The 14,258-nt window shown below is 55.4% G+C and carries 18 protein-coding genes; all 18 read right to left on the reverse strand.

Annotation, left to right across the window (positions count from 1 at the left end; all coding sequences use genetic code 11):
• Nucleotides 1-2: 2 nt before the first annotated feature.
• The 18 genes from BCM02_RS06585 to BCM02_RS06665 all read right to left on the reverse strand — a co-directional run bounded on the left by BCM02_RS06585 (nucleotide 3) and on the right by BCM02_RS06665 (nucleotide 14,234).
• The gene (locus BCM02_RS06585; protein ID WP_148928268.1) at nucleotides 3-299 is read right to left on the reverse strand and encodes a 2Fe-2S iron-sulfur cluster-binding protein; all 297 of its coding nucleotides are present in this window, start codon (nucleotides 297-299) and stop codon (nucleotides 3-5) included.
• A 58-nt stretch (nucleotides 300-357) separates the two neighbouring features.
• Complete coding sequence (locus BCM02_RS06590) at nucleotides 358-537, reverse strand: DUF2768 family protein (protein ID WP_148928269.1); 180 nt, start codon at nucleotides 535-537, stop codon at nucleotides 358-360.
• 171 nt (nucleotides 538-708) lie between these two features.
• Entirely contained in the window at nucleotides 709-987 is a 279-nt protein-coding gene (locus BCM02_RS06595) for a stage VI sporulation protein F (protein WP_148928270.1), read from the reverse strand.
• A gap of 112 nt (nucleotides 988-1,099) precedes the next feature.
• Entirely contained in the window at nucleotides 1,100-2,122 is a 1,023-nt protein-coding gene (locus tag BCM02_RS06600; protein ID WP_148928271.1) for an NAD(P)H-dependent glycerol-3-phosphate dehydrogenase, read from the reverse strand.
• A gap of 12 nt (nucleotides 2,123-2,134) precedes the next feature.
• A complete protein-coding gene (plsY, locus tag BCM02_RS06605) occupies nucleotides 2,135-2,728 on the reverse strand; it encodes a glycerol-3-phosphate 1-O-acyltransferase PlsY (RefSeq protein ID WP_148928272.1) in 594 nt (197 codons plus the stop codon).
• 90 nt (nucleotides 2,729-2,818) lie between these two features.
• Nucleotides 2,819-4,141, reverse strand: a complete 1,323-nt coding sequence (gene der / locus BCM02_RS06610; RefSeq protein ID WP_148928273.1) for a ribosome biogenesis GTPase Der — start codon at nucleotides 4,139-4,141, stop codon at nucleotides 2,819-2,821.
• A 110-nt stretch (nucleotides 4,142-4,251) separates the two neighbouring features.
• Nucleotides 4,252-4,434: a capping complex subunit for YIEGIA gene (locus BCM02_RS06615; protein ID WP_148928274.1), complete on the reverse strand. Its 183-nt coding sequence runs from the start codon at nucleotides 4,432-4,434 to the stop codon at nucleotides 4,252-4,254.
• On the reverse strand, nucleotides 4,427-5,353 hold the full coding sequence (locus BCM02_RS06620) for a YIEGIA family protein (RefSeq protein WP_148928742.1): 927 nt from the start codon (nucleotides 5,351-5,353) through the stop codon (nucleotides 4,427-4,429). Before BCM02_RS06620 ends, BCM02_RS06615 begins: the two co-directional genes overlap by 8 nt.
• Nucleotides 5,354-5,355: 2 nt before the next feature.
• On the reverse strand, nucleotides 5,356-5,991 hold the full coding sequence (locus BCM02_RS06625) for a YphA family membrane protein (protein WP_148928275.1): 636 nt from the start codon (nucleotides 5,989-5,991) through the stop codon (nucleotides 5,356-5,358).
• Between the two features lie 731 nt (nucleotides 5,992-6,722).
• Nucleotides 6,723-7,955 (reverse strand): 30S ribosomal protein S1, encoded by a 1,233-nt coding sequence (rpsA, locus tag BCM02_RS06630; protein ID WP_148928276.1) that lies wholly within the window; start codon nucleotides 7,953-7,955, stop codon nucleotides 6,723-6,725.
• Between the two features lie 93 nt (nucleotides 7,956-8,048).
• A complete protein-coding gene (locus BCM02_RS06635) occupies nucleotides 8,049-8,627 on the reverse strand; it encodes a lysophospholipid acyltransferase family protein (protein ID WP_148928277.1) in 579 nt (192 codons plus the stop codon).
• 3 nt (nucleotides 8,628-8,630) lie between these two features.
• On the reverse strand, nucleotides 8,631-9,332 hold the full coding sequence (gene cmk / locus BCM02_RS06640) for a (d)CMP kinase (RefSeq protein ID WP_425466152.1): 702 nt from the start codon (nucleotides 9,330-9,332) through the stop codon (nucleotides 8,631-8,633).
• Nucleotides 9,333-9,483: 151 nt separating this feature from the next.
• Nucleotides 9,484-9,699 carry a hypothetical protein gene (locus BCM02_RS06645; RefSeq protein ID WP_148928278.1) on the reverse strand — a complete coding sequence of 72 codons (216 nt, stop codon included), beginning with the start codon at nucleotides 9,697-9,699 and terminating at the stop codon, nucleotides 9,484-9,486.
• Between the two features lie 111 nt (nucleotides 9,700-9,810).
• Nucleotides 9,811-10,461: a flagellar brake protein gene (locus BCM02_RS06650; protein ID WP_148928279.1), complete on the reverse strand. Its 651-nt coding sequence runs from the start codon at nucleotides 10,459-10,461 to the stop codon at nucleotides 9,811-9,813.
• Between the two features lie 109 nt (nucleotides 10,462-10,570).
• Nucleotides 10,571-11,905, reverse strand: a complete 1,335-nt coding sequence (gene ypeB / locus BCM02_RS06655) for a germination protein YpeB (protein WP_148928280.1) — start codon at nucleotides 11,903-11,905, stop codon at nucleotides 10,571-10,573.
• Nucleotides 11,906-12,012: 107 nt separating this feature from the next.
• Nucleotides 12,013-12,168: a hypothetical protein gene (locus BCM02_RS35160; protein ID WP_187434055.1), complete on the reverse strand. Its 156-nt coding sequence runs from the start codon at nucleotides 12,166-12,168 to the stop codon at nucleotides 12,013-12,015.
• A 67-nt stretch (nucleotides 12,169-12,235) separates the two neighbouring features.
• Nucleotides 12,236-12,931: a glutamic-type intramembrane protease PrsW gene (prsW, locus tag BCM02_RS06660; RefSeq protein WP_148928281.1), complete on the reverse strand. Its 696-nt coding sequence runs from the start codon at nucleotides 12,929-12,931 to the stop codon at nucleotides 12,236-12,238.
• Between the two features lie 52 nt (nucleotides 12,932-12,983).
• On the reverse strand, nucleotides 12,984-14,234 hold the full coding sequence (locus BCM02_RS06665) for a Glu/Leu/Phe/Val family dehydrogenase (RefSeq protein ID WP_148928282.1): 1,251 nt from the start codon (nucleotides 14,232-14,234) through the stop codon (nucleotides 12,984-12,986).
• Between the last annotated feature and the right edge of the window lie 24 nt (nucleotides 14,235-14,258).

Consider the following 14,258-nt stretch of genomic DNA (forward strand, 5'->3'; position numbering starts at 1 on the left):
TTCTAGAAATAAGGCTTGTTCACGGCTCTAATCCGGCCTGCCGCCGGCTTCACGATCGCCTGGCATGCCAGCCGGTAGCCTTGATCGAACTCTTCCGGCTCCATGCGGTCCCACTCGGCGTCGGTCACCTCTTCGAGAAACTCCCCGCCTTCCTCTACCAAGCAGCGGCAGCGGGCGCATGTGCCCCGCGTACAGGAAAACAACCAATCCGCCTTATGCTTAACAGCCAAGTCGAGCAGCGACATGCCTTCCTCCGCTTCTACCTCCGCCGTTCTCGTCCGCGTCACCAACTCAATCATCGTACAACGACCCCTTTCTTATGTAGCGCTTCCGTTATCCCAGCCGGCTAATTAGCGACTAGGCAACCGAGATAAATCCGAACAACGCGCCGAGGATTAAAGAAACGAAGGCTACCCCCGATAACACCGCTTTCAGTATTCCCTTCAACTTGTATCTCGCTACGGTGATAAGCACCGCCGATATTGCCATCAGTCCGATACCGATAAACGATACCCACATCTTTGTCATAGGATCCATGACCGACCACCTGCCTTGTCCCACAAAATATTCGTTCCATTATAACATTCGGAGCCTATTCCCGGCTACTTCGCGGCTGCGGGTTACCGATTTTGACACAAAAAAGGAACAGATGCGTGAGCCGCGCGACCCGCAAAGAGGAACGCGACCCCTACATCTGTTCGTGATTGCCTATTTCTTCATCATCATTTTCATTAGCGTCTCCATGTTGTTCATGTTGAGTCCGCTCTTCTGTACCGCGCCCACGATATCGTTGATCGTCTGTTCCGAGACCGGCACGTTCGCGATCGTCGAGACTTGCTTGATGAGCTTGCGCAATTCCGTTTCGTTCTGAACGGTATCTGAAGTGACGCCGCTGGCCAATTTTTTCACGGCATTCTCGGAGATCGGTTTGCCGGTCTTTTTGTTGACCATGTTCAGCACATCTTTGGATATATTTTTGTCCGCCATTGTCGTTCATCCCTCCCGCTCGTGCTTGCTAGCCAAGAAGACCGCCGCCTTGGACGGCGCGTATCATGGTGCTGCTAGCATCATATGAGACGAAAGCGGGATTGGTGTAGGCTTACGGCGCGGCGATATCTTCCATTTCGTGCTTGCGAAGACGTCCCATCAAGTCCTCGGCCGCCTTGCGCGGCTGTTTGCCTTCGAAGAGGACCTGGTACAGCTGCTCCGTGATCGGCATGACGACGCCATACGTGCGGGACAGCTCATGGGCCGCCTTGGTCGTGCGTACGCCTTCGACCACCATGCCCATGCGATCCAGCACGTCTTGCAGCGGCAGGCCTTCGGCCAGCATCGAACCTGCCCGCCAGTTCCGGCTCAGCTTGCTCGTCCCCGTCACGATCAAATCGCCAACGCCGGCAAGTCCGGAGAACGTAAGCGGATTCGCGCCCATCGCCATACCGAGGCGCGTGATCTCCGACAGCCCGCGCGTGAGGAGCGCCGCCTTCGCGTTGTCTCCGAAGCCAAGCCCGTCGGTGAGACCGGCGCCGAGCGCGATGATATTCTTAATCGCGCCGGCAACCTCCACCCCAACGACGTCCGGATTCGTGTAGACGCGGAAGAACGAAGTAATCAGCGCATCCTGCGCGTGTTCCGCCGCTTCCAACGACTCCGACGCGACGACGACCGTAGTCGGCTGACGCTTCACGACTTCTTCCGCATGGCTCGGACCGGACAGCACAACGAGGCGCTTCGGATCGACGGGCAGTTCTTCGGCGAGCACCGTCGTCATGCGCTTCAGCGTGCCCGTCTCGAATCCTTTGGTCGCGTGCACGATCAGCGTCTCCGGCGATATGTAAGACGCCGCCTTCGCCGCCACTTCCCGCATCGAAGCGGAAGTCGCGGCGAACAGGACGAGCTCCGCGCCCGTGACGGCGTCCGCGATGTCATCCGTTGCGCGGATGCCTTCCGGCAGCGTAATCCCCGGCAAAAACCGGTTGTTCGTATGTAATCGGTTGATCTCCGCGACCTGGTCCGCGTTACGCGACCACAGGCGCACGTCATATTCATTGTCGGCCAGCACCGAGGCTAACGCGGTTCCCCAACTGCCGGCGACCAGTACGACCGCTTTGCGTGTCGTCATGTTTCTGCCTCCTTACCCTTTGCGAGCGCCGAGTTTGTTTTCCCTTCCCTGCATCAGCTTCACGATATTGCTGCGGTGTCGGGCGAAGGCGAATACGCAGATGACCAAGCTCGCCCACAGCAGGGCCATTGGGCGATCCATCAGCCAAATAAATATCGGCGTCAGCGCGGCGAAGATTAACGAGCCGAGCGATACAAACCTGGTGAGCGCGATGGATGCGATGGCAATCAGACCGGCGATCAGCGCCGGCAAAAAAGCGAGCGTCGCGATTACGCCGACCGTCGTCGCGATCCCTTTCCCGCCCTTGAATCCGAACCAGACCGGCCAATTATGCCCGGCGATCGCCGCGAGTCCGCAAAGCACCGGCAGCCAGTCACCGCCAACCATGAATTTGCCCAGCAAAACGGCGGCCACGCCCTTGGCGATATCCAGGGCGAACACGGCAATCGCCGGTCCTTTGCCCAAGATGCGAAGCGTATTTGTTGCGCCCGCATTACCGCTTCCGTGATTGCGAATATCGATGCCCTTGACCCATTTGGCGATAAGAATGCTGAATGAGACCGAACCTAAGAGATAACTGATTAGAATGGCTGCTGCTTCTAACATATCTGGTTTCCTCCTGCTTGGGCGGAAGCCGCATGGCTCCGTCTAAAAAGATGCCTCCTGCATAAAGAAGAAGGCCGACGCATCGTCGACCTAATCTTCATCGGATTTCCGACGGGTGAAAATACGAACCGGCGTGCCTTCGAAATTAAACGCTCCGCGAATCTTGTTCTCGAGATAGCGCTCATACGAGAAATGCATCAACTCCGGATCGTTCGCGAATAACACGAACGTCGGCGGTCTAACGGCCACCTGAGTCACGTAATTGATGCGCAGCCGCTTGCCTTTGTCCGTCGGCGGCGGATTCAGCGCGATCGCGTCCGAGATGACGTCGTTGAGCAGATGCGTCTGGATGCGCAGCGAATGCTGTTCGGAGACGTGGTTCACGACCGGCAGCAGCTTGTGCAGCCTCGACTTCGTCTTCGCGGACAAATACACGATCGGCGCGTACGTCATGAACAGGAAGTGATCCCGAATCATGCTCGTAAATTGCTGCATCGTTTTGTCGTCTTTCTCGACGACGTCCCACTTGTTCACGACGAAGATCGACGCCTTGCCCGCTTCGTGCGCATAACCGGCGATATGCTTATCCTGTTCGATAATGCCTTCCTCGCCGTTGATGAGCACGAGCACGACGTCGGCGCGTTCGATCGCCTTCAAGGCGCGCATGACGCTGTACTTCTCGGTCGATTCGTACACTTTGCCGCGCTTGCGCATACCCGCCGTATCGATGAGTACGTACTTCTGCCCATCTTTCTCGAACGGCGTATCGATCGCATCGCGGGTCGTACCCGCCACGTTGCTGACGATGACGCGTTCTTCGCCAAGCAGCGCGTTAACGAGCGACGACTTGCCGACGTTCGGACGGCCAATGAGCGCGACGCGGATCACGTCGTCTTCGTATACCTCTTCTTCGGGTTCGGGCAGCAGCTCGACGGCCGCGTCCAGCAGATCGCCGATGCCGGTGCCGTGCGAGCCCGATATCGCGATCGGATCGCCGAAGCCCAGGTTGTAAAATTCATAAATATCGTCACGCCGGTTAAAATTGTCCACTTTATTAACGGCGACGACAATCGGCTTTCTCGAACGCAGCAGCATCTGCGCGACTTCGTCGTCCGCGTGGGTCAACCCGGCTTTGGCATCGACCATGAAAATGATGACATCCGCTTCTTCAACCGCCAGTTCCGCTTGCATGCGGACCGACTTCATGATTTCATCTTCTCCGTCAATTTCAATACCGCCAGTATCCACAATACTGAAGGCAGTGCCGTTCCACTCGCCGGAGCCGTAGATCCGGTCACGTGTAACGCCAGGCTTGTCCTCCACAATCGCTAACCGGTCGCCAATGACACGATTAAAAATTGTAGATTTCCCCACATTCGGCCGCCCTACGATGGCGATGATGGGTTTAGACATTGATTTCACTCCTCAAGCGTAAACAGCCGCAACGTAATGCATACGTCTGTTTATCAAAATACTCACGCCTTTCATCATAGCAAAAAACAGCGGCCTTGGCTAACATTTCATTAGTCACGGTGATCGACCAGTATAAATGACCCGTTCTTCAGATCGTGCGCCGTGGCGTCGAGTATCTTTTCCAGCAAGAAAGCCGTCATTTCGCGCTTTTCCGCGTCGACTTCCACAAATATCGGGGCGCCGCCCGCGACGGCATCGCCTTTGGTCGTGACGACGGCTACGATTTTAGCCATGCTGCTTGTTCTCTCCTTTGTTCACGCTGGCTTCCGTCGGCATCCGTACGGCGGATTCGAGAATCGGCACCCGCTGGACGACGGCCAGCGCCTTCGACGTATCCTGCTCCTGCGGAAGAAGAAAGATTGCCAGTCGACCGTCTTTCATATCCAGCTTGGCCATTGGAATGAGCGCCGGTTCGCCGTCGTCGCGATAAACGCCTAATATCGTGCACAGATCGAACAAAATCGCTTGGCGCTGCCCCAAATTGCTGAGCGTCGCTTTGCCGTTCGGATTAAACGGCTCCAGAATAATGCCCATGCCGCGTTCCGCGATCAGCTGCTGATTGGAGGAGAGGCCGACGTTCATGATGTAGATGTCGCCGACGAACAAATCCGGGCCATCCACCTTCACCGGCGCGATCACGGCATTGGCAATATGCGAGATCGACTTTCCCGATTTTAAAGCGCGGACAATCAGCAAGGATCCAATGCCCGCTATTACCCCGTAAGGAAGCCCGAGCGAAATGGAGGCGAGCGACGTCAACAGCGCGCTGAGAATGACCAGATAATTGCGACCTTCGAATACCATGGCCGTTCCTTCAATATAAGCCGCGCCTCGGGACACCAGCTCCAGACTGTCGATTTTCGTCAGCGTGTTGCGTTCCATGTTACGCACGTCCCTGAACTGCTGCGCGGCCAGCGTCAGAAACGTAATCGCCGTGTAGTCTTTCTTATATAAAGCCGGCACGGCCACGGCGCCCAACGCTGCCGCGATGACGCCAAGCGAAATATGGATGATTCGCCCGTGCGGATAGGTCGGATATTGCCGATAATCCGTCCGCAGCATCAGCAACCTTGCCGTAATCCCGAACGCCACGCCAAGCAAAATGCCGTACAGCACATGATGCGGCTGGCCAAAATGATGATGATCCCACATGTTCAAACGCTCCCTCCCCGCTCTCCGGATCTTCCTTCGCCCAGCCATTTGGCAATGGCCCGTAAACCGTCCTTCACATTCCACGTTAATCGCGCGCCAACGAGCGACACGGCCATGCCATCCCACCAGACGAGCGAACCGATTTCAATTCTCGCCGCGGCCGCAGGTAAATAAAACGCCGCCATCGGCGCGATCGCGGCCGCCGCCGTGACGACGAATAGATGCATGCCGATCGTCTCCGTTAACATACCGGCCAAAAAACCTGCCAGCACCGGCCCATCCAGTTCGGGACGCAAAAACACGAACACCGGATCCGACTCGTACATATACCGTACCCACAGCCATACGGTCCCGGAGAGCAATGCGCATAGCGAGGCGAATAACGACTGCGTCACGCTGCGCGATGCCGCCAACGCGACGAGCGCGCAGACCATTGCCCATGCCGCGCTGCCGTATACCACAATCCCTCTCCAGCCGATCGGAATTCGGTAATGGTGCAACAGCACAATTCCAGCCAGCACGACCACGATTTTCCAGCCTGGCACATCATCCGCCACCTGTCTTTGCCAGCCCGTTAGATAGAGAATACCTCCCATCGCCAGCAGCCACATGGCCGTTATTCCGCCATTCATCCCCATCTTGATCACCTCGCTCGATGGTTTAGTATGCGCGGGAAGTTTCCTTTACATTCCAAGGAGTAATAAGGGCTTCGCCCTTTTGATCCCTATTTTTGTCCTCGCCCCTTCCCCCTCCTAAGGCAATGCTGTCAGGTTAAGAGGGCCCCGCCCTTTTGACCCCACTTTTGTTGCTCCCTCCTCCCACCTCCTCCGCCGAGGAGGCTCCAAAGGGCTTAGCCCTCTGGACTCAAGTTTTCGTGCTGGCATGTTTGTTCGTGGTCGGCGGGAAGGCTTGTGTGTGGCACGCTTTTGTCCTGACGGACAAAGCTTCAGTGGGTTTTGAAGTTCGTCCTAAGACATATGCATGTGCGTAAGCCGATCAACTATAGCAACGGCTGGCTTCACCAGCCGTTTTTCCTTAACCTGACAGCATTGCCCCTCCATTGAAGGGGAACCAGAGGGATTCGTCCCTCTGGTTCCCGAAGTAAGCGAGCCTTCTACGCGGCCGTCATTGATGTGTCCTTCGAGTCGGGCCCGCTTTTGTCCATTGGACAAAGCTCTGAGTATGCGCTTCGTTCATGACGTTTTGCCTTGGTGGTATTCTACTGCTTTGCGCGCCTTCCGGCTTCTAGTGCTGGCCTTCGCTACGTCCGCTTACGCGGACACGCTTTACGTCGTTTTTCTTGTAAAACGAAAAAGACCGTTCACGAATCGCTTGAGGCGAATCGTAAACGGTCTATAATGTTAAATCATTATTTCAGCTTGCTCAGTTTGTCGCCGAAACGCTCAGCCAGCGTAAAGCTCATGCTTTGTCCGCTCAAGCTAACGTTCGGATTATCGATTTTGTCGATTTTTGGACCACGGTCGCGGTTGTCGCGGTCACGAGGCGCGCGCTCCGATTTAGCTGGTTGTTCAGGCGCTTCTTCCGTCTCCTTGATGGAGAGGCTGACGCGTTTCTCGGCTGGGTTGAAGTCGAGTACTTTCGCTTTGACTTCTTGGCCTTCTTGCACAACTTCTTGCGGCGTTGCCACGTGGCGGTGCGCCAGCTGGGAAATGTGAACAAGACCTTCTACGCCTGGAGCGATCTCCACGAATGCGCCAAAGCTTACGATACGGCGAACTGTACCTGTTACGATGTCGCCCGCGTTGAATTTGCCGTTAGCCGATTCCCAAGGACCTGGCTCCGCAGCTTTCATGCTCAGGCTGATTTTGCCTGCAGCCGGATCGACCTTCAGTACTTTCACGCGAACCGCTTGACCTTCGGACACGATGTCTTTCGGATGCGCGACATGCTGCCACGAAAGCTCGGAAACGTGTACCAGGCCGTCGATGCCGCCGATGTCCACGAACGCGCCGAACGGCGTAAGGCGTTGAACCGTGCCTTCGATTTCTTGGCCGACTTGCAGATCGGACATGATTTTTTGTTTGTTTTGCTCGAAATCCGCGTCAAGCACTTCTTTCGCGGAGAGGATTACTTTGTTGTTCTCACGGTCGATTTCTTTCAATTTCACGCGAAGCGTACGGCCTTTGTAATCGCTGAAATCTTCAACGAAGTGGCGCTCTACCATCGAAGCCGGGATGAAACCGCGCACGCCGATATCAGCCACCAGACCGCCTTTAACGACGTCTGCGACTGTGACTTCAATAACTTCGCCGCTCTCGAATTTCGCTTGCAGATCGTCCCAAGCGCGTTCGCCGTCGATCGCGCGTTTCGAAAGAACGAGTTTCTCTTTCTCGTCATCGATGGATACGACTTTCAGCTCGATTTCTTGGCCCACTTGAACCGCATCGGCTGCGTTATCCAATTGGATGGAGGAAAGCTCGCGAAGCGGAATGACGCCGTCGTATTTATATCCAAGGCTTACGAAAGCTTGGTTGTCTTCGAGTTTGACGATCGTTCCTTTTACCGTATCGCCCTTCTTTAAGGACACAAGATTGTCCATGGCCTCTTGTTGATTTTCTTGCACTTTTGTTTCTTCTGACATTTGAAATAACCTCCTCAATTCATACCCCAACTTTATTTAAACGTATCCGAGCGCTTTGAAACACCAAGGCCCGCATACCGCCTAAAACATTTGTTAATAGCCTTCGCGAACCATATCCCGGATATTCGCCATAATTTCGTCCGTTACCCGCTCCAGCACATCGGAGGAAGAATCTTGAATAAAGGCCGACATATCGATCGGCTGGCCGTAACGGATGACCATTCTGCGGAAAGGCTTATAAGATCCTATGATCGCAACCGGGATAACAGTTGCTTTGCTCCGCATGGCAATCATGGCCGCGCCCTTCTTGCCCATTCCTGAAGGAGCCTTGCGCGAGCCTTCCGGAAAAATCCCCATGACGCCGCCGTTCTCCAAAAGCGCGATCGCGCTGCGAATGGCGTCTTTGCTCACGCCGCCGCGTTTGACCGGGAATGCGCCCAGGCCTCGAATCAGCGGCCCGAATACCGGAATATCGAACAATTCGGCTTTCGCCATGTAGTGCACTTTGCGCGGCACCTTAATGCCAACCGTGGGCGGATCAAAGTTGCTGATATGGTTGGAACAGAGCACAACCGGTCCCTCTGAGGGGATATTCTCCAGTCCTACTGCCTTAAATCGAAAAACAATCGTGTAAAACATGCGGAGCAAGCCCCGGACAACAACGTACAACATCGCTTATTTCGCCTCCGCTAATTTGGATCTGCTTAGATCGATAATAACGGCTACGACCTCATCGATCGTAAGCTCGCTGCTATCGACCACGATCGCATCCTTCGCGCAAATGAGCGGCGAGATTTCGCGTTGTTCATCGCTTCGGTCGCGCTCGGCGATCTCCGCCTCCAGCTGCGTCAGCGGAATACGCTGTCCCTCGGGAAGTTCCTGATAGCGGCGCTGCGCCCGAATTTGCACGCTTGCCGTAAGGAAGATCTTCAATTCGGCGTCAGGCAGCACTTGCGTGCCGATATCCCGTCCATCCATGACAATGCCGCGCTCGGATGCCATCGTTCTCTGCAATTCCACGAGCTTCGCGCGCACCGATTCGTTCGCCGCGAGCGGCGATACGATAAGCGTGACCTCCCGGCTGCGGATCGCTTCCGTGACGTCTTCCCCGTTCAAGTAGACGGTTTGTCCCTGCTCGCCCGGCTTCAGTTCGATCCGGATCGAGGCGACGAGCGCCTTCAGCTTGTCCGCTTCGTCAGGCTCAATGCCTTGGCGAAGCGCCGCGAGCGTAACCGCTCTGTACATGGCGCCGGTATCCACGTATACGTAACCGAGTTCGCCGGCCACTCTTCTTGCGACCGTACTCTTGCCCGCACCCGCTGGCCCGTCGATTGCCACATTCATTCTTTCCGTGCGGACCCTCTCATCCTTGCTCAACGGTGTTAAACCTCCTTGGGGACCGATACTTGACCTGCATGCCCCGCTCCCAGAAAGAGGGAAAGCTCCAAGTCGTCAAGAAAAAAGCAGGCTCTGCCTGCGAATGTGAAAATTATACCACACTAAAGAGGCAGATGCAAAGAACGTACATCTACTGAAAAGGCATCCCTTCCAGCCGATCTACGCCGGTCACCCACCTTCTTATCGGGGCCGATTGAAGCGCCAATTGACTTAACACGGCGGCAATCAACAGCGTGATTACGATTTTTTGCAGCAATTTCGACACCTCGTCCGAGATACGTATCAAACGTTTCGTCCGACCGCCGGACACCTTGTTTTTTCGCGAAAACCATTGGCTGACCTTCATCCCTGCAACTCCCTTTCCGCTTGCTTGGGAGTAGTGTTTTCGATGATTCGCGCGTTTATGCATGATTCCCGGCACGGTTTTCGCTTTACGTGCAGAATTCCGAAAGTGGGACTAATTCTTGCGCAGCTCGAACTGGCGTTCGAAGCAGTAGCGGATGATTTTTTGCCGTTCGTTCTCCGAGATCCTCGTAAACTTCGACATAATCTGCAATCTGCCGGACTCCAGCTTCTTCAGGCGCACGACTTCCGCTTTAAAGTGCGCGTGATCGACGCTGCCGTTGCGGTAAGGGAGCAGCAGCCAGCATTCCATCTCAAGTCCGTCCTTAATCGGACGCTTGCCATCGCTCAGGAACGATACGCCGCCGCCGCCCAAGTCATCCGTCACGACCAAGAAACGCAGGCCCGAGAAATGCACCGCCATCTCCAGCTCGGCGCCGACGCGAAGAAAATTACGCCGCTGCACCTTCGTGATGGAGTCCGGTTCCGGCTTGCGGATGCGGACGAGCCGGATTACATCCTCTTTGTATCCCAAGACATGCGAGTTGAAATAATGCTTCACGCCGTCGGAGGACACGTAATACGCGCTCAGTTCGTCGCCGATGAACAGCCGCTTGTACCGGCTGGTCCCTTCTCTGACCGGCAGTTCGATCAGCATTTCATCCTCGGTTTCGTCGGCAATGCGCGTTTTGTATTCGATAGACGCTTCCTCTTCGTCGGAGGAGGCAACTTGCAAGTAGATTAATTGATTGATTTTCGGCAGCATAATGGTGACTCCTCCCGTTTCCCCCGATTATAGCACAGGCTGTCGAATCGTGGCGACAAAATAAAGCGGGAGGCGCATGCCTGCGCCCCCCGCCCCGACTGTACCGATATTATTTGGGAAGCTGCTCGATCGATTCTTCGGTCCCGTTGTCCGCGTTGATGTAAATCCGATACTTGCCGCCGTTTATTTTGCCGGAAAACTCGTAGCAGAGCACTTCCTTGCCCAAATCGTTCATGATGATCGCCAGTCCTTCGTTCGTCCGCTTAAAGCCCGGGTTCAGCGCTTTTCTCGCTTCCGCCGAGGACAATTTCGGCTTGGCGATTTTGCGCTTGTGATGCTCGTAGACGTAGTCGTTCGCCTGCAAGCCGGTGACCTCCCCGTCGTCAAGCGCCACCTTCACGATCAGCTTCTCGGGGTAAATCAATACGCCTTGCTGGGAGCCGACCGCCGTGAACGCGACAACGTTATTGTATTCGTCGTAATTGGTTAGCTTCATCCCTTTGTAGCCGTGGGCGTTCAAGAACTGCGTCGCGTTCTTCTCGGCCTTGTCGACCGTGAGTTTGCTTGCGGCGACGTCCTTCGGATTCATGTACCACACGAGCTGTCCGCCCTGCTTGGTGAAATCCATCTGGATCATCCGGTCGCTGCCGGCGATCGGCGCGGAGACGGAAAAGGATTCGTACTCGGTTCCTTTGCCGTTCTCGACGACGCGTATCACGGACGGGTCCTTGATGCTCGCGAATTCGGCAGCCAGCTTCTTGATCTCCTCGGCCGTCATCTTCTTGCCGCCCAGCATCTGAACGGAACGTTTCTGATACATGCTGGCCACGGACGGTCCCCAGTTGATCTCCGGATATTCGCTTACTTTCTTGTCTACGGTCTTAAAGCCATCGATAATCGTGTTATCCTGCGCCGATTTTTCCGTCGCGAGCGCGGACTCCACGTCCATCCAGCGCAAATTGTTCGCCAGCACCTTGCTTTGCACATTCAACAAATTGCCCGCGATTTCATCCGAGTTCTTATACAGCGTCTTCAACGTCTTATACTCGTCCTCCGACAACGGCTGCTTCGCCAAATCCCGCACCGATGCCTTATAGGCGAAATTCGCGATTTTCGAGAGAAACTCTTCGGTTGTATTGAACGGCAGCAGCGTCAGCGGCAGCTGGTTGATTTCGTTCTGCGCTTGGCTGGTTAACCGCCAGACGTTCACCAAGCCTTTGCGCTGATACGCCTGCGACGTTGAATTGACTGCCAGCGTACTGCCGAGTTCTTTGTGCAGCTGCTCCACATGGTAGGAGAGATCATGGAACGCGCGCTGGTATTGGTTTTCGGCCTTGATGAGAATGGAGTTCTTCTCTTGATGCTCCTGATAGCCCCAGTAGATCGACCCGATGAACATCAGCGTCATCACGGGGAACAGCACGGCGCTTAATCGATGGTACATAAGGCAAAAGCTCCTTTCGTATGCAAACCCTGACATTAGTGTGGTTTGCCCGAAGGAGCTTTATGCATGTTTCCTCAACATCTGGAATTGCCTCGGCGCGGCGGCCGTCAGAGCGCGAGCTCTTCCACTTCGAAGTCGTTCGCGTTGTCGCACAGGCATTGCTTGAATCCCGTATCGACCTTGCCCTTCTCCCGGCGTCCCCGAAGAATGAATTTCTCGCCGCACCGGTTGCATCGTATCGTGACTTTAACCCTTGGCGTCATGATGTCCCTCCATAAAGGAAATGGTCTATTCTCGCGTGAACCCACTTCCTTATTATGGACGGATCGATCAAAGCTTAACCTCTTCCTCGCGACGCAGCAACCGGAACGGCGACCTGGCGTTTGCCCGGTTGATTTTGCGCATGCCTTTGACCCAAAGGTACGCCATCAACGGGACGATGAACCAAATCCAATAGACCGTGCCGGAGCCCATGATCCAGTCGTACACGCCATGCTCGACAATCGCTAACGATAACGACAGGAAAATAAACTGTTTGACGCGGGCGCCCTGCGCGAATTTCGCCTTGCCCAGGTAGTAGCCCATCGTGATGCCGAACAGCGCGTGTCCCGATACCGGCAGCAAGGCGCGCACGAACAATGAGCCGAAGGAGGCAGGTTGGAAGATAGCGTACAGCACGTTCTCCACCGTGGCGAAGCCCAGCGAGATCGCGACCGCGTACAAAATCCCGTCGTACGGTTCATCGAATTCCGTATGATTATAAATGATGTGGTAGAGCACAAACCATTTGACAAGCTCTTCGACGCCCGCGGAAATCCCGAACGCAAAGAGGAAATTGTGATCGCCCAACCAGATCAGCAGCCCCCGCTGGATGACCATGATCGGCAGGACGATCAGCACGCCAAGCAAAAACACGCGAATGACCATCGAAATCGGTTCCGCATCGTACCTGTCCTTCAAATAGAAGTACATGAGCAGAGAAATGCCCGGTGCAACGGCAGCCGTCAATATCGATAATAGCAGCATCCTCTAATCTCTCACCTCCATTTGGCGGCAGCGGACGCGCTACCGATGTATTTTAAACCCAGCCCCGCAGACGCGAAGCTTCCGCCATCTTGCGCACGCCGACCATGTAGGCGGCCAGGCGCATGTCGACTTTGCGGGTCAGATGCTGTTCATACACCTGATTGAAGCCGCGGATCATCATCCGCCGAAGTTTCTCGTCCACTTCGGCTTCCGACCAATAGTAGCCTTGATTGTTCTGCACCCATTCGAAATACGACACGATCACCCCGCCGCTGCTCGCCAATACATCGGGCACGAGCAGTATGCCGCGCTCGGTGACGATGCGAGTCGCTTCCAGCGTCGTCGGCCCGTTGGCCGCTTCGACGATGATTTGAGCTTTGATACGCTCGGCATTGTCGGACGTAATTTGGTTCTCGATGGCCGCCGGCACGAGCACGTCGCAATCGAGCGTAAGCAGCTCGTCGTTCGAGATCGTCTCGCGGAACAAATTCGTCACCGTTCCGAACGAATCGCGCCGATCGAGCAAGTATTCGATATCGAGTCCCTTCTCATTATACAACGCGCCGTTCACATCGGAAATACCGATAACTTTGGCACCGGCTTCATGCATGAATTTGGCCAAGTAGCTGCCGGCGTTGCCGAAACCTTGAATGACGACGCGGGCGTCCTGAATCCCGATTCCTTTCTTCCGCATCGCTTCGTCGATCATGATGGCGACGCCGCGAGCAGTCGCGGTCTCCCGGCCTTGCGAGCCGCCGAGCACGATCGGTTTGCCGGTTATGAAGCCCGGCGAGTCGAATTCGCGAATCCGGCTATACTCGTCCATCATCCAAGCCATGACTTGGGAGTTGGTCATCACGTCCGGCGCCGGGATATCTTTCGTCGGGCCGACAAGCTGGCTAATCGCGCGAACATAGCCGCGGCTCAACCGTTCCAGCTCGCGGAACGACATTTTGCGAGGATCGCAAATAATGCCGCCTTTGCCGCCGCCGTACGGCAGGTCGGCAATTCCGCATTTCAAGCTCATCCAGATCGAGAGCGCTTTGACTTCCGCTTCGTTCACGTCCGGATGAAACCGCACGCCGCCCTTGGTCGGGCCGACGGCATCGTTATGTTGGGCGCGGAATCCGTGGAATACTTTCGTTTTCCCATCATCCATTCGGACCGGAATGCGCACGGTAAGCAGCCGGATCGGCTCTTTCAGCAGCTCCACCATTTCGTCGGCATATCCGAGCTTGCGCAACGCTTCCTCGATTACGATTTGCGTTGATAGCAGGACATCCTGCGATTCTGTTCCACTCATTGGAAACGTCACCACCTTTTCAAT

The organism is Paenibacillus methanolicus (assembly GCF_008124765.1).
GTDB classification, from domain to species: Bacteria; Bacillota; Bacilli; order Paenibacillales; family Paenibacillaceae; genus Paenibacillus_Z; species Paenibacillus_Z methanolicus.

What these genes read in the sequence shown, in the direction of transcription:
- BCM02_RS06585 (WP_148928268.1), bottom strand. Translation starts at nt 299, where the DNA reads ATGATTGAGTTGGTGACGCGGACGAGAACGGCGGAGGTAGAAGCGGAG.
- BCM02_RS06590 (WP_148928269.1), bottom strand. Translation starts at nt 537, where the DNA reads ATGGATCCTATGACAAAGATGTGGGTATCGTTTATCGGTATCGGACTG.
- BCM02_RS06595 (WP_148928270.1), bottom strand. Translation starts at nt 987, where the DNA reads ATGGCGGACAAAAATATATCCAAAGATGTGCTGAACATGGTCAACAAA.
- BCM02_RS06600 (WP_148928271.1), bottom strand. Translation starts at nt 2,122, where the DNA reads ATGACGACACGCAAAGCGGTCGTACTGGTCGCCGGCAGTTGGGGAACC.
- plsY (WP_148928272.1), bottom strand. Translation starts at nt 2,728, where the DNA reads ATGTTAGAAGCAGCAGCCATTCTAATCAGTTATCTCTTAGGTTCGGTC.
- der (WP_148928273.1), bottom strand. Translation starts at nt 4,141, where the DNA reads ATGTCTAAACCCATCATCGCCATCGTAGGGCGGCCGAATGTGGGGAAA.
- BCM02_RS06615 (WP_148928274.1), bottom strand. Translation starts at nt 4,434, where the DNA reads ATGGCTAAAATCGTAGCCGTCGTCACGACCAAAGGCGATGCCGTCGCG.
- BCM02_RS06620 (WP_148928742.1), bottom strand. Translation starts at nt 5,353, where the DNA reads ATGTGGGATCATCATCATTTTGGCCAGCCGCATCATGTGCTGTACGGC.
- BCM02_RS06625 (WP_148928275.1), bottom strand. Translation starts at nt 5,991, where the DNA reads ATGGGGATGAATGGCGGAATAACGGCCATGTGGCTGCTGGCGATGGGA.
- rpsA (WP_148928276.1), bottom strand. Translation starts at nt 7,955, where the DNA reads ATGTCAGAAGAAACAAAAGTGCAAGAAAATCAACAAGAGGCCATGGAC.
- BCM02_RS06635 (WP_148928277.1), bottom strand. Translation starts at nt 8,627, where the DNA reads ATGTTGTACGTTGTTGTCCGGGGCTTGCTCCGCATGTTTTACACGATT.
- BCM02_RS06645 (WP_148928278.1), bottom strand. Translation starts at nt 9,699, where the DNA reads ATGAAGGTCAGCCAATGGTTTTCGCGAAAAAACAAGGTGTCCGGCGGT.
- BCM02_RS06650 (WP_148928279.1), bottom strand. Translation starts at nt 10,461, where the DNA reads ATGCTGCCGAAAATCAATCAATTAATCTACTTGCAAGTTGCCTCCTCC.
- ypeB (WP_148928280.1), bottom strand. Translation starts at nt 11,905, where the DNA reads ATGTACCATCGATTAAGCGCCGTGCTGTTCCCCGTGATGACGCTGATG.
- BCM02_RS35160 (WP_187434055.1), bottom strand. Translation starts at nt 12,168, where the DNA reads ATGACGCCAAGGGTTAAAGTCACGATACGATGCAACCGGTGCGGCGAG.
- prsW (WP_148928281.1), bottom strand. Translation starts at nt 12,931, where the DNA reads ATGCTGCTATTATCGATATTGACGGCTGCCGTTGCACCGGGCATTTCT.
- BCM02_RS06665 (WP_148928282.1), bottom strand. Translation starts at nt 14,234, where the DNA reads ATGAGTGGAACAGAATCGCAGGATGTCCTGCTATCAACGCAAATCGTA.